The following is a 12067-nucleotide window of genomic DNA, read 5'->3' as shown; positions in this document are numbered from 1 at the left end:
GGGAAGCGGGCGTCTCCTTCCGGCATTCGTCGTACTCGCCACCTTGTGAGCTTGCCTTCAAGTCGACTCGAACTCTTAACGTGGATGCCATTGATGAGTGGAAGAGGCCACCGACGAGCAGATCCGACGCGTGATCGACACCAACCTCCTCGGGTCGATCCACGTCATCCGCGCAGTCATACCGCATCTGCGCGCCCAAGGCCACGGACACATCGTCCAGGTGTCAACCGCCGGCGGTCAGACCACCTACCCGAACTTCAGCTACTACCACGCTTCGAAGTGGGGAATCGAAGGCTTCTGCGAGACGGTGGCTCGCGAGATCGCCCCGTTCGGCATCGCCCTGACCATCGTCGAACCCGGCGCGACACCGACCGGATTCGCCAGTGCTCTCGACGCCGCGCCGGTGATGCCGGAGTACGAGAGCACTCCCGCAGGTGAGGTGCGGCGCGCCATCGCGTCGGGCGCCTTTCCCTCGCCGAACGACCCGCACAAGATCGCGCAGGCCATGATCAATCTCGTCGACTCCGGAGCCACGCCGCTGCGCCTTCCCCTCGGGTCCGACACCTACGAAGACGTACGGGCATCGCTCGTCGCCCGACTCGCGGAACACGACGCACATCGCGACACCGCCCTCGCGGTGGTGAACCGCGATTCCGGGTGACCGGGGCGTCGCTATTGCGCGGCAAGGCAGCGGAAGCCCCTGAGTCGGCTATGGGGCGTCCCTGCGATCAGCTCCTGGCCGCTGGCAGTGTCACCCGGACCCGCAGGCCGCCGGACGCATTCGCCTCGGCGGTGATGGTGCCGCGGTGGGCGTGTACCACCGAGCGGACGATCGCGAGCCCGAGGCCGTGACCGCGGTCGCTGGAAATGCGGGGCAGGGCCCGGTAGAAGGGTTCGAAGAGGCGGTCCACGGTGTCCGGGTCCATTCCAGGACCGGCGTTGTCCACCTCCAACACCAGTGCGGCGGCGGACGTGTTGGACGTGGGGTCGCTTCGGGCGCGCACAGCCACGTGCACCGATCCCTGCGGGATGTTGTGGACGCACGCGTTGTCCAGCAGGTTCGCGACGACTCGGCGCATCAGGGCCTCGTTGCCCGCCATCTCGCACCCCGCCCCCGGGTGACCCGGCAGGTCCTCGGTGATCTCGATACCGGGCGCCCGTGCCCGCAGTTCCTCGATCGTCTCCGCCGTCAGGGCGGCGAGGTCGATGGGGTCGGCGTCGTACTGTACCTGGCCTGCGGCGGCCAGTTGGAGGAGTTCGTTGACGATGGTGATGTTGCGCTCGTTGGTCTCCATCAGCATCGGAACCAGCTCGGCGAATTCCCCGCCGCTGGGGTCGGCCGCCGCGACGTGGAGGATGGCTCGGTTGGTGGCGAGCGGGGTGAGCAGTTCGTGGGAGGCGTTGGCGGCGAAACGCTGGTGGGCCTCGAAGGACTCCTGGAGACGGTTCAGGGTGGTGTCGAAGGTGTCGGCGAGCTGCTTCAACTCGTCCTGGGGGCCCGCGGCGTTGATGCGGTACGCCAGGTCGCCTTCACCCGCCTTGGCCGCCGCTTCGTTGATCGCGGCGAGGGGGGCGAGCAGCCTGCGTGACAGCTGCCAGCCCACGCCGAGGCCGAGGACCATCACGAGGACGACGCCGCCGATGGAGACGGCGAGCACCGTGTGCCACACGTCCTCCTTGTCGCGGACCAGACCTGAGACGTCGACTGCCCGGGGCTCCTGCGTCCTTCCGTCCGTGACCGGCTGGGTCGGCTGACCCCTGGCGGGTTGGCTCGGCTGGGTGGTGGCGGGTGACGGACCGGGGACGGCGTAGGGGGTGGAGAAGTCATACGTCGGCAGGTAGCGGATGCCGACGTAGATGATCGTGACCATCAGGGCCGAGCACAGGGCCAGCGCCCCGCCGAAGCCGAGGAAGAGACGCGCGCGGATGCTCAGGGCCCGGGGCCTGTTGGCCGCTCGCCGACGGCGGATCAACTGGTACCCAGGTAGTAGCCCGCGCTGATCGCGGTGTGCACGAGCTGAGGGCGGCCGAGCTTCTTGCGCAGGGTGTGCATGACCAGACGCACCGCGTTGGTGAGCGGGTCGGCGTGGGCGTCCCATGCCTTGTCCAGGAGGTACTCAGCGCTGAGAACGCCGCCGTCCGCGCGCATCAGCAGTTCCAGGACCGCCAGCTCCTTGGGGGTGAGGCGGATCTGGGTGCCGGCGCGGGTGACGGTGCGGCGGTGGGTGTCGAAGCGAAGGTCGGCGAAGGTGAGCACGGGCGGGTGGGCTATCGGGCTGCGGCGGTACAACGCCCGCAGGCGGGCGGTCAATTCGGGGAAGTCGAAGGGTTTCGCCAGGTAGTCGTCAGCGCCGAGGCCGAGTCCTTCGACTTTGTCGCCCAGGCGGCCCGCGGCGGTGAGCATCAGGATGCGGCAGTCCAGCCCCATCGCCACGATCCGGCGGCACACCTCGTCACCGTGCACCCCGGGCAGATCACGGTCGAGGATCACCGCGTCGTAGTCGTAGACGGTGACCTTCTCCAGGGCGGAGTCGCCGTCGTGCACGACATCGACCGCGATCGCCTCCCTGCGCAGCCCGATGTCGAGGATGCGTGCCATGAACTGCTCGTCCTCAACCACCAGAACACGCACCGCCGTCGCACCCCTCGCCGATTCCGGTCTCCATCCGGACAGGATCCGGATTCCGATTCTGAGAAGTCGATGAGGAAGTCGGCGATCCCGGCGCCGACTTTCCCCATCATTGTCTCCCTGTTACCGGTCACATTTATCACGTTCGGTATTTGAACCGTGTATGAGGAGGCGGGCAAGGGCGACTGTCGCGAAACACGGTTCAAAACACTCGCTGCCTAGCGTCGGGGTCATGAACCTCTTCAAACGGGCGTGGTGGCGGCTGACCGGCCACCTCGGGAAGACGCTGATGCTGATCGGCATCTTCTTCGTCATCTGCACCCTGGTGCTGTCCGGCTTCCTGATCGAGTCCGCCGCGGCACGCGCAGCCGATGACGCCAAACAGCGCGTGGGCGCGGTGGCGACCATGCAGCTCGACCTGAACGCGCTGATCAACTCGGGCAAGGCGCAGCAGTCGAACGGCCCCGCCGCCGGCAGGCTCGGCGCGGAGGGCGATCTGCACCGCTCCCTCGTGGACGATATCTGCACGTCGCCTGTGGTGGCCCAGTGCAACTACACGACCGACTCGAGCGCGTTCCCCACCCGGTCCACCAAGCTGTACCAGCCTGTCCGCCCGCCCGCCGGGAACACCGCGGGTGCCGATCTGTTCAAGGCTGACGGCGTTCGCGATCTGAACGCGGTGAGCGAGTTCAAAGGCGGTGACTCCAAGCTGATTTCGGGCCGCGGCATCACCCCGGACAGCAAGAGCGACGAGATCGTTGTCGAGCAGCGTCTGGCCAAGGAGAACGGCCTGAAAGTCGGCGACTCGGTCGCGCTGAAGGTCGGCCAGATCCCGCCGCCCGGACAGAAGGCGAACGAGAAGGAGTACGTCTTCAAGGTCGTCGGCATCTACAAGAGCGACATCGCCGACACCGGCCGCTACGTTCCAGCCCTGACGGACCCCGCCAACCAGCTTTACCTCACGCCGGACGGCGCGAGCATCCTCCTCGGCAGGAACGGCGGGCCCGGCGAGGGCGTCGTCAATCAGGCCACGTTCACGCTGAATGACCCCGCCGACCTGGGGCGGCTCAGGCAGAACGCGAGGGCGGCCGGCGCGGACCTGGAGATCTTCCCCCTGTCGGTCAACGACAAGCAGTACAAGGCCCTGGTCGGCCCGATCACCAAGACCGCTGACTTCGCCACCGTCACCGTGTGGCTGGTCGCCGGCGCGGGCACCGTCATCCTCGCCCTGATCGTCGCTTCCTCGTTGCGCGAACGCCGCAAGGAGCTGGGCATCCTGCTCTCGCTCGGAGAGAAGAAGCCGAAGCTGCTCGGCCAGCACCTGGCCGAGGTCATGGCCTGTGCCGTCATCGCGGTCGGACTCGCGGGCGTCGGCAGCCAGCTGCTGTCCCAGGCCGTCGGTGACCGGCTGCTGGCCGGCGAGGTCTCCTCAGCCATGGACGAGGCGGCCGACCAGGGCCCCGAGCGGGACCCCTCCGATCCCCTCGGCGGAATGAAGGACGAGGAGGAAGTCGACCCCATCGACACCCTCGCCATCCGGCTCGGTCCCTCCGACATCGGCAAGGTCGGCGCCACCGGTCTCGGCATCGCGGCCCTGGCCACCGTGGTCCCCGGCACCCGCGTCCTGCGCCTCAACCCCGCGACCTCCTTACAAAGGGCGACTGACATGTCCGCAAACTCCGCCGAGCCCCTCCTCGAACTCACCGACCTGACTCGCACCTACCAGAGCGGCACCCGCCGCCGCGTAGTCCTCAAGGACGTCTCCCACCGCTTCGAAGCGGGCCGTATGTACGCCATCGTGGGCCCGTCCGGCTCCGGCAAGACGACCCTGCTCTCACTGGCCAGCGGCCTGGACGCACCCACCGGCGGCACCGTGCGTTTCCGTGGCCGCGACATCGCGGAGCTGGGCCGTGGCAAGTACCGCAACCGTCATGCGGCGACCGTCTTCCAGTCCCTGAACCTGCTCACCTACATGACCGCCGTCCAGAACGTCACCTCGGCCATGGAGATCACCGGCGTGAAGGGCGTCAACCGCAGGCAACGCGCGGCCGAACTCCTCGATCTCCTGGGCGTGGAGGCCGCTGACCAGAACCGGCGCACCCTCAAGCTCTCCGGCGGCCAGCAGCAGCGCGTCGCCATCGCCCGCGCCCTGGCCCGCGAGGTCGACGTCCTCTTCGCGGACGAGCCCACCGGCGCTCTCGACCACGCGACGGCGGCCGGGATCATCGAGGTGTTTCAGAGGCTTGCCCACGACGACGGCAAGTGTGTGATCGTGGTGACCCACTCCAAGGAGGTAGCCGACGCCAGCGACGAGGTACTGCGCCTGCGGCGCGGCAAGCTGGTCACCCACGCTTGACCGCGGCCCTGGGGTACGGTCCGATCCGCGACTCATGGAAGGGAGGGACGGCCCGGTCCGCACCTTGGGGGGCTTCAGGTCGAGGTCGTCGGCCCAAGTGGTCAGCAGCCACTCCCGGTTGCTGTCGCGTCATGTGGTGTCAGGGAAGTCAAGACGGATGGTGAGTCCGCCGGTGGGGCAGGGCTCGGCGGTCAAGGTCGCGTGGTGTGACGAGGCGATGGACGAGGCGATGGACAGGCCGAGACCGTGGCCGCCGTCGGCGGTGCGGTCGGGGGCGAGGCGGCGGAAGGGCTCGAAGAGGTCAGCCACCCGGTCGGCGGGGATGTGGGGGCCGGTGTTGGTCACGGTCACGGTGCGCCCTTCGACGCATGCCTGGACGTGCCCACCTGGGCGGTTGTACTGCACCGCGTTGCGCATGAGGTTGGTGAGAAGGTGTCGCAGGAGGACGGGGTCACCGCGGACGATCAGGGGGGTGTCGGCCGTGACGCGGATGCCCACCCGTCGCTGTTCGGCCTGTGGGGCGAGTTGAGCGGTGACGAGCCGGGTGGTGAGGGCCAGGTCGAGGTTCTCGGCCGCTGTCAGACCGCGGTCGCTGCGGGCGAACAGCAGCAGCGCGTCGATGAGTTGCTCGGCTTCGCGATTGGTGGACAGCAGGTCGTCGCGGACTTCGGTGAGGTGGTGGGGGAGCGGGTCGGCGAGACCGACCTGGAGGGCGGCGCGCTGGGCGGCGAGGGGGGTCTTGAGTTCGTGGGAGGCGTTGGCGACGAAGCGGCGCTGACTGTCGAATGACTTCTCCAGCCGGTCAAGCATGGCGTCGAAGGTGTCGGCGAGGCGGTGGAGTTCATCGTCGGGGCCTGTGAGGGCCAGGCGCTGGTGCAGGTTCTGTTCGCTGATGCGGCGCGCAGCCTCGGTCATCGAGGCGACGGGGCGCAGTGCCCTCCCGGCCAGCCACCAGCCGGCCAGCCCGGCGAGGAGGGCCAGGACGAGGAGGCCGATGGCGGACCAGAGGACCATCTGGCGCAGGGCGGTGTCCTGCACGGCCTGCACGGTCTGGTCGATCCTCTGGATCTGGGCGGCGCCGGGTCGCGCGATGGGCGGTGTCGGTCCGGGCTCCACGGGGCGGACGGGCTGGTAGGGGGCGATGTCATCTGTGGTTGTGTCGGTGTAGTTGACGGCGAGGCCTTGGACCTGCTGGGCCGTTCCGTGGCGGGCGAGCAGTACGACGAAGGCGAGCAGGGCCACGCCGGTGAGCAGGAACAGGGCGGAGATGGCCGCGGCGAGACGGGCGCGGAAGGGCAGCCGGCCGATGAGCGCGCGGGGGTTCAGTCGCACAGCCGGTATCCCTGTCCCGTGTCGGCGGTGATGAGACCGGGGTCGCCGAGCTTGCCGCGCAGTCGGCTGACGGTGGCACGGACCGCGCTGGTCTGCGGGGTGAGGTGCTCGTCCCACAGGGTGCGGACGATCTCGTCGTGCGGAACGGGCGCTCCCTGAGCCTCGAGCAACAACCGCAGGACCGCGAACTCTTTGGGTGTCAGAGCCAACGGGCGGCCCTCGACGGACGCCTCGCGCCTGGACGGGTCCATGGTGATGCTGCCGTGCCGCAGGACGGACGGCGGCGGGGTCGGGGCCCGGCGACTCAGGGCCCGCACGCGGGCGACCAGTTCGCTGAAGTCGAAGGGCTTGGGCAGGTAGTCGTCGGCGCCGAGAGTGGTCAGGCCGTAGACGCGGTCGGTGATGTGGCCCGCCGCGGTGAGCATGAGGATCCGCGGCGGATCGTCGAGTTCCCGCAGGCGCCTGCACACCTCGTCCCCGCTCATGACCGGCAGGTCGCGGTCGAGGATCAGAACGTCGTAGGCCGTGAGGAGACACATCCGCTCGGCGGCGTCGCCGGTGTGAGTGACGTCGACCGCCATCGCCTCGCGGCGCAGGCCGGTGGCGATGGTGCGGGCGAGCACGCGGTGGTCCTCGGCTACCAGAACTCTCATGGCACCCATGAAACCAAGGCCACGTTTGCAGCCGTATAAGGACGCCATCGACGTCCTCCGGTGCGCTGCGGACCGTCCTTATGCCGCTGTAACACGTTTATCCTCCTGCAAAGGGCCACCTGCTCCACTGGCCGCATGAACTTCGTCAAGCGGGCCGGGACGAGCCTGCGTGCCCGGAAATCCCGCACCGCCGCCCTGCTCGGCATCTTCGTGGTGATCTGTGCCCTGCTGCTCGGCGGGTTCCTGCTGGAGGCCGCCGCCGCGCGCCAGGAGGCCGATGCGCAGCGCACGATCGGCGTCGATGTGACGGTCAAGGGCGAGCGGCTGACCCCGGCCCTGGCCGACCGGCTCGGCTCCAGGGCGCCGGTGACCCGGTACAACCCGCTGCTCCCACTGACCGCCGACGCGCACGGTTTCGACCCGCTGGTCTCCCCGGAGCCGAAGCCGCACGGAGACCGGGGCAGTGAGAAGGAAGGGGGGCCGCTGGCGGTGCGCGGCGTGCGGGACCTGGGCATGCTGCTGCCCTTCTCGTACGGATCGACGGAGATCACCTCCGGGCGCGGGATCACCCCGCAGGACACCGGCCGCCGTGTCGCGGTGATCGAGGAACGGCTGGCCGCGCAGAACGGTCTCAAGGTCGGCGACACGATCCAGGTGCGGTCCGCCGACGGCAAGCGCGCCGTCCCGGTCGAGGTTCTCGGCGTGTTCCAGGACCCGATGCGGGACCCGTCACAGTGGACACCCCCCGACGAACTGCCCGGCAACACCCTCTACGTGCCGACGCCCATCGCGGAGCGGCTCGACGGCGATGCGGCGGAACTGGACGAAGCGGTCTTCAAGATCGGTTCGCCGGAGCAGGCCGAGCGTCTGCACGCCGAGGCGAAGCGGCTGCTCGGCGCCGCGGACTTCGCGTTCCTCGTGAACGACAAGGCGTACCAGAACCAGGTCCGTCCCATCCAGCGGGTCGGCGCCTTCGCCGGACTGATCGTCTGGGTCATCGCCCTGGCCGGTGCGCTGATCCTCGGCCTGATCGTGATGTCTCAGATCCGGGAGCGGCGCAACGAGCTGGGGGTGCTGCTGTCGATGGGCGAGAAGAAGTGGAAGCTTGTCCTTCAGCACGCCGTGGAGGCCGCGGTGGTGTGCCTGCCCGCAGTCGCCGTCGCGGCACTGGCGGGGCATCTCGCCGGCCCGTCCTTGGGCGGTGCCCTGCTCGACCGCCCGCGGCAGCACACCGTGGCGGCGGGAGTGCCGGACGCGGAGGTAGCCGCGCCCACGGTGCGCGTCGAGCCCGCAGACGTGGGAAAAGTCGCCGGCATCGGCCTCGGTATCTGCCTCGCCTCCACCGTCATCCCGGGTATCGGAATCCTCCGCCTGCACCCCTGCTCGATCCTTGTCGACAGCGAATAGCCCTCCGCCGGTACGAACCCAGAAAGCCGACATTCATGAATTTCGTCAAACGTGCAGGTCTCAGCCTGTGGGCCCGCAAAGGGCGGACGCTGATCACCTTCGCCACGTTCCTGGTCATCTCCGCCATGGTGCTGGCCGGGGTACTGATCAACGCCGCGACCACCCGAGCCGAACTGGAGGCCGAACGGTCGGTGGGCGCAGAGGTCAACCTCGGCGTGGACGCGCAGGCCCAGGGGGAGATCGGCCAGGCGCCGACGATCGCCTCCTCGGTGGTGGAAGAGATGGGCCGACTGCCCCAGGTGCAGAAATACACCTACTCCATGTGGGACCGGGTGCTCCTCAAGGAAGGCGCCGGACTCGTCACCGACGGCGTGGACGGCTCCATGGGGGCCGGCGGAACCTCGGGCATCGGCGTCCTCGACTCCTCACTGCTTCCCGACTTCCGCAGTGGCAAGTTCGAGCTTCTCTCCGGAAAGCACCTGACCGCGGCCGACAGGGACAACAAGCGGATCCTGATCGAGGAGCGCCTGGCCGAGAAGAACGGTCTCAAGACGGGCGACAAGGTCACCCTGACCGGCAACGACGAGAAGACGACCGGTGAGTTCACCGTGGCCGGCGTCTTCCGCGACCCGCGCCCCGGCACCGAGCCGGAGCCGGAGTACTACGTCAACCCGGCCAACATGATCTACGGCACCGTCGGCGGCCTCGCCGCCCTCGGCACCCCGGACGGCGGGGCCCAGCAGATCACCAAGGCGACCTTCCTCCTGACGGACTCCGATGACCAGGAGGCGTTCAAGGACCAGGCCGAGGACATCGCGGGCTCCGCGCTGAACGGCTTCAATCTCGACGTCAACGACAAGGCCGTGCAGCAGATGACCGGCCCGCTGAAGAGCATCAGCTCCACGGCCACCCTCGCCATGTGGCTGATCAGCGTCGCGGGCGCCGCCGTCCTCGCCCTCCTCGTCAACCTCGCCGTCAAGCAGCGCCGCAAGGAGTACGGCGTGCTGCTGTCCATGGGCGAGAAGAAGTGGAAGCTCATCACCCAGCAGGCCTTGGAGATCACCGTCGTGGCCGCGCTGGCCGTCGCACTCGGCGCGCTGTTCGCTCCGCGGCTGACCCAGAGCGCAGGTCAGTCACTGCTCGGCCGAGAAGCCGCATCCGCCCAGCAGAAGATCGACTCCTGGCAGCCGCCCGGCCCCGGCAGCACCGGCCTCAGCGAGGGCATCGACCTCAACGACCAGCCGGTCGAGAACGCCGACCCCATCGACGAGATCACCGTGACACTTAAGCCCGCGGACCTCGTCACCGTCGGTGGCACCGGGATCGGTATCGGCCTGCTCGCCACCGCGATCCCGGCAGCCGCCGTGCTGCGCCTCAGCCCCCGCTCCATCCTCACGAACGGCAAGTGACCCGCCATGACCAACGCCACCGCAGCCCCGTCCCTCCTCCGCCTCAACCGGGTCAGCCACACCTACTCGGGCCAGCGTCGCAGGACCACGGTCCTCCGGGACATCGACTACTCCTTCGAACGCGGCACGTTCTACACGATCCTGGGCCCCTCCGGCAGCGGCAAGACCACCCTGCTCAGCCTCGCCAGCGGCCTCGACACCCCGTCGAACGGCACCATCGCTTTCGACGGCCAGGACCTCAACGAACTGGGCCTGGGCCGCTACCGCAACAAGCACGCCGCCACGATCTTCCAGCAGTACAACCTCCTCACCTACATGACCGCCCTCCAGAACGTCGTCTGCGCCATGGAGATCACCGGCGCCAGGCCCGCCCAGGGCAGTCGCAAGGCCCGCGCACTGCACCTGCTGCACAGCCTCGGCCTCGACAGGTCGATGGCCACCCGCAGCATCATGCAGCTGTCGGGCGGCCAGCAGCAGCGCGTCGCCATCGCCCGCGCGCTGGCCTGCGACGTCGATATCCTCTTCGCCGACGAACCCACCGGAAACCTCGACGAGGACACCGCCCAGGGCATCATCGACACCTTCCGCGACCTCGCTCACGAACAGAACAAGTGCGTGGTCGTCGTCACTCACTCCCAGCAACTGGCCACCCAGTCCGACCGCATACTCACCCTCCGCAAGGGCAGGCTGACCGAGCAGGTGAACAGGAGTTGAGGACCCGCGTCCAAGTATCAGTGAGAGGGGCGTTTTGGGTGCCGACCTGTTGCGTGGGGGGAGGTAACCGCGCCCTGTCACCGCACGGATGATTCAGCTGCATCAGCCGTCGTGTCAGTGACACGCCTCACATGACCGGCGCTGTGGTCGGTTGTGGGTGAGGCGCCGATGTCTTGACCAGGGATGTCATGGCCGTCGATGCCGATCATTACTACCTTGTCGGATTAGCTTCGGGTGCCGGGGCTGAGGGTCAGGCCGGCTTCGGTGAGGCAGCCGTGGATGAGTTCCGGGCGGCGGTAACAGGGACCAGACCCTTCCACCAAGTTCAAGTCCGGGCTGTAGGAGGGGAGATGAACGGTCGTGAGCCAGTCGTGGCCTGCGGCGTAGTCACGCAGGCCAGCGGTGCGATGGGTGCTGAGGTTGTCCCAGACGACGAACGGGGCCGGTAGATCGTCCGAGACCACTCGCCGGGCCGGTAGCAGCACATCGCGGCGATCGAGATCCGCCGCCGGGGCCGGCCCCGCACTCTCACCACGGGAGTCTGTCCGCGCCGGCCCCAAGTGCGGGCGCGTGGCGGCGTCATCGCGAACCGGCCTCCTCCTCGAAGACGATCCAGGCATCGAGCGCCGCCGCGGTGCTTCCATCTGCGGCCACACGTCCTTCCTCCAGACCTCCAGACCTCCAGAGCTCGACCGCGTGCTCGTCACGTCCCAGTGCACGGCGGGCCGGGCTCTGCCAGGACCAGCCGTGGCGGTGCAGGAGCCGCCACACTCCCGCGATCGAGCAACTGACCTCGAACTGGCGGCCGGTCAGCGTTCTGACACGTTCCAGAGTCCACCGCTGGTCTTGCCAGCCATACGCGGCCGGACCTTTGGCCAGCTCCTTTTCCAGCACGGCGAAACGATCGTCCGACAGCCTCGGCAGTTTCGAGGGTCCCTTCGACTTCAGACCTCCCATGCCGCCTTCATGCCCAGTTGCGGCGCCATTGCTCCACCGAACGCTCGCTCACCCGCAGGTCCTTGGCGATGACCGAATTCCCGTCACCTCGAGCGAACCTCCGCCCGGCCTCCAGCCGGATCACCTCACGCGCAGCCCGCCGCTCAGCAGTCAGGCCCCCACCATCCGCGTACCGCATAACACCGGATACCGCAGGGATCACCCAAACGTCACCACCCGAACGCAACCCGAAAAGGTCAGTAGACAAGCATCGGGTTTTGCCCAAACGAAGCAGGAGGCACCTCGCGACTTCAGGCGCTGACCAACCTGTCCGGCGGAGGAGCTCGGGTGCGAGTGGCTGAGAGCTTGCGCCCGTAAGGCCAGCGTCATCGCCAACTTCGCCGTTGTTGTCGCAAGCGCGGCCCGAATCCGCTGGGAAACGGCGAGTCGACATCACGACGCGTTACTCAAACTTGCCATTGCCGCACAGGCCCGCCATTGCGAACCTGCCGCACACTTGAACACGCATGCCAGGCGCAGTCCAATGCGCGATGAGCAAACCGCACATGCAGAAAACGGATGGGCGGCGTCGGTTGAAATGACATCCCTGGTCAAGGAGCCGACGGCTCCC

General features: G+C 68.2%; 12 protein-coding genes. 5 read left to right on the top strand and 7 right to left on the bottom strand.

The features are described from left to right. The first annotated feature begins 97 nt into the window (after positions 1-97). A complete protein-coding gene (locus tag ACFYO0_RS12570; protein WP_388674020.1) occupies positions 98-661 on the top strand; it encodes an SDR family NAD(P)-dependent oxidoreductase in 564 nt (187 codons plus the stop codon). 67 nt (positions 662-728) lie between these two features. Here the strand turns inward: ACFYO0_RS12570 and ACFYO0_RS12565 are convergent, their stop codons facing one another. Beyond that, a complete protein-coding gene (locus ACFYO0_RS12565; RefSeq protein ID WP_388674018.1) occupies positions 729-1973 on the bottom strand; it encodes a sensor histidine kinase in 1245 nt (414 codons plus the stop codon). Further along, positions 1970-2632, bottom strand: a complete 663-nt coding sequence (locus ACFYO0_RS12560) for a response regulator transcription factor (protein WP_388674016.1) — start codon at positions 2630-2632, stop codon at positions 1970-1972. The genes ACFYO0_RS12565 and ACFYO0_RS12560 overlap by 4 nt, the downstream gene beginning before the upstream one ends. A gap of 229 nt (positions 2633-2861) precedes the next feature. On the opposite strand from ACFYO0_RS12560, the gene ACFYO0_RS12555 reads away from it, so the two are divergent. Next, positions 2862-4985: an ATP-binding cassette domain-containing protein gene (locus ACFYO0_RS12555; RefSeq protein WP_388674014.1), complete on the top strand. Its 2124-nt coding sequence runs from the start codon at positions 2862-2864 to the stop codon at positions 4983-4985. Between the two features lie 129 nt (positions 4986-5114). Here ACFYO0_RS12555 and ACFYO0_RS12550 read toward each other — a convergent pair whose 3' ends face one another. Beyond that, positions 5115-6317 carry a sensor histidine kinase gene (locus ACFYO0_RS12550; protein ID WP_388674012.1) on the bottom strand — a complete coding sequence of 401 codons (1203 nt, stop codon included), beginning with the start codon at positions 6315-6317 and terminating at the stop codon, positions 5115-5117. Continuing rightward, positions 6308-6970, bottom strand: a complete 663-nt coding sequence (locus tag ACFYO0_RS12545; RefSeq protein WP_388674010.1) for a response regulator transcription factor — start codon at positions 6968-6970, stop codon at positions 6308-6310. The genes ACFYO0_RS12550 and ACFYO0_RS12545 overlap by 10 nt, the downstream gene beginning before the upstream one ends. Before the next feature lie 135 nt (positions 6971-7105). Here ACFYO0_RS12545 and ACFYO0_RS12540 point away from each other — a divergent pair, with 135 nt between their 5' ends. The 3 genes from ACFYO0_RS12540 to ACFYO0_RS12530 are packed head-to-tail and all read left to right on the top strand — an operon-like array spanning position 7106 to position 10500. After that, the gene (locus ACFYO0_RS12540) at positions 7106-8377 is read left to right on the top strand and encodes an ABC transporter permease (RefSeq protein ID WP_388674008.1); all 1272 of its coding nucleotides are present in this window, start codon (positions 7106-7108) and stop codon (positions 8375-8377) included. A 35-nt stretch (positions 8378-8412) separates the two neighbouring features. Beyond that, the gene (locus tag ACFYO0_RS12535; RefSeq protein WP_388674006.1) at positions 8413-9786 is read left to right on the top strand and encodes an ABC transporter permease; all 1374 of its coding nucleotides are present in this window, start codon (positions 8413-8415) and stop codon (positions 9784-9786) included. Positions 9787-9792: 6 nt separating this feature from the next. After that, positions 9793-10500, top strand: a complete 708-nt coding sequence (locus ACFYO0_RS12530; RefSeq protein ID WP_388674004.1) for an ABC transporter ATP-binding protein — start codon at positions 9793-9795, stop codon at positions 10498-10500. A 224-nt stretch (positions 10501-10724) separates the two neighbouring features. On the opposite strand, the gene ACFYO0_RS12525 is transcribed toward ACFYO0_RS12530, so the two are convergent. From ACFYO0_RS12525 to ACFYO0_RS12515, 3 genes are read right to left on the bottom strand one after another with little or no spacing between them, the layout of a single operon-like run. Beyond that, on the bottom strand, positions 10725-11120 hold the full coding sequence (locus tag ACFYO0_RS12525; RefSeq protein ID WP_388674002.1) for a transposase: 396 nt from the start codon (positions 11118-11120) through the stop codon (positions 10725-10727). Further along, positions 11080-11457, bottom strand: coding sequence for a winged helix-turn-helix domain-containing protein (locus ACFYO0_RS12520; RefSeq protein ID WP_388674000.1), 378 nt, complete (start codon positions 11455-11457; stop codon positions 11080-11082). Before ACFYO0_RS12520 ends, ACFYO0_RS12525 begins: the two co-directional genes overlap by 41 nt. Before the next feature lie 7 nt (positions 11458-11464). Continuing rightward, positions 11465-11635 (bottom strand): helix-turn-helix domain-containing protein, encoded by a 171-nt coding sequence (locus ACFYO0_RS12515; RefSeq protein WP_388673998.1) that lies wholly within the window; start codon positions 11633-11635, stop codon positions 11465-11467. Between the last annotated feature and the right edge of the window lie 432 nt (positions 11636-12067).

It is taken from the genome of Streptomyces sp. NPDC006365, from assembly GCF_042870755.1.
In the GTDB taxonomy this organism is placed as follows: Bacteria; Actinomycetota; Actinomycetes; order Streptomycetales; family Streptomycetaceae; genus Streptomyces; species Streptomyces xiangluensis.
Note: the sequence above shows the minus strand (reverse complement) of the source record. Positions and strands in the feature narration are given on the sequence as shown.

Excerpts from the sequence above, each read along its gene's own strand:
- ACFYO0_RS12515 (WP_388673998.1), bottom strand. The coding sequence starts at position 11,635 with ATGCGGTACGCGGATGGTGGGGGCCTGACTGCTGAGCGGCGGGCTGCG.
- ACFYO0_RS12540 (WP_388674008.1), top strand. The coding sequence starts at position 7,106 with ATGAACTTCGTCAAGCGGGCCGGGACGAGCCTGCGTGCCCGGAAATCC.
- ACFYO0_RS12535 (WP_388674006.1), top strand. The coding sequence starts at position 8,413 with ATGAATTTCGTCAAACGTGCAGGTCTCAGCCTGTGGGCCCGCAAAGGG.
- ACFYO0_RS12525 (WP_388674002.1), bottom strand. The coding sequence starts at position 11,120 with ATGCCTGGATCGTCTTCGAGGAGGAGGCCGGTTCGCGATGACGCCGCC.
- ACFYO0_RS12520 (WP_388674000.1), bottom strand. The coding sequence starts at position 11,457 with ATGGGAGGTCTGAAGTCGAAGGGACCCTCGAAACTGCCGAGGCTGTCG.
- ACFYO0_RS12555 (WP_388674014.1), top strand. The coding sequence starts at position 2,862 with ATGAACCTCTTCAAACGGGCGTGGTGGCGGCTGACCGGCCACCTCGGG.
- ACFYO0_RS12530 (WP_388674004.1), top strand. The coding sequence starts at position 9,793 with ATGACCAACGCCACCGCAGCCCCGTCCCTCCTCCGCCTCAACCGGGTC.
- ACFYO0_RS12545 (WP_388674010.1), bottom strand. The coding sequence starts at position 6,970 with ATGAGAGTTCTGGTAGCCGAGGACCACCGCGTGCTCGCCCGCACCATC.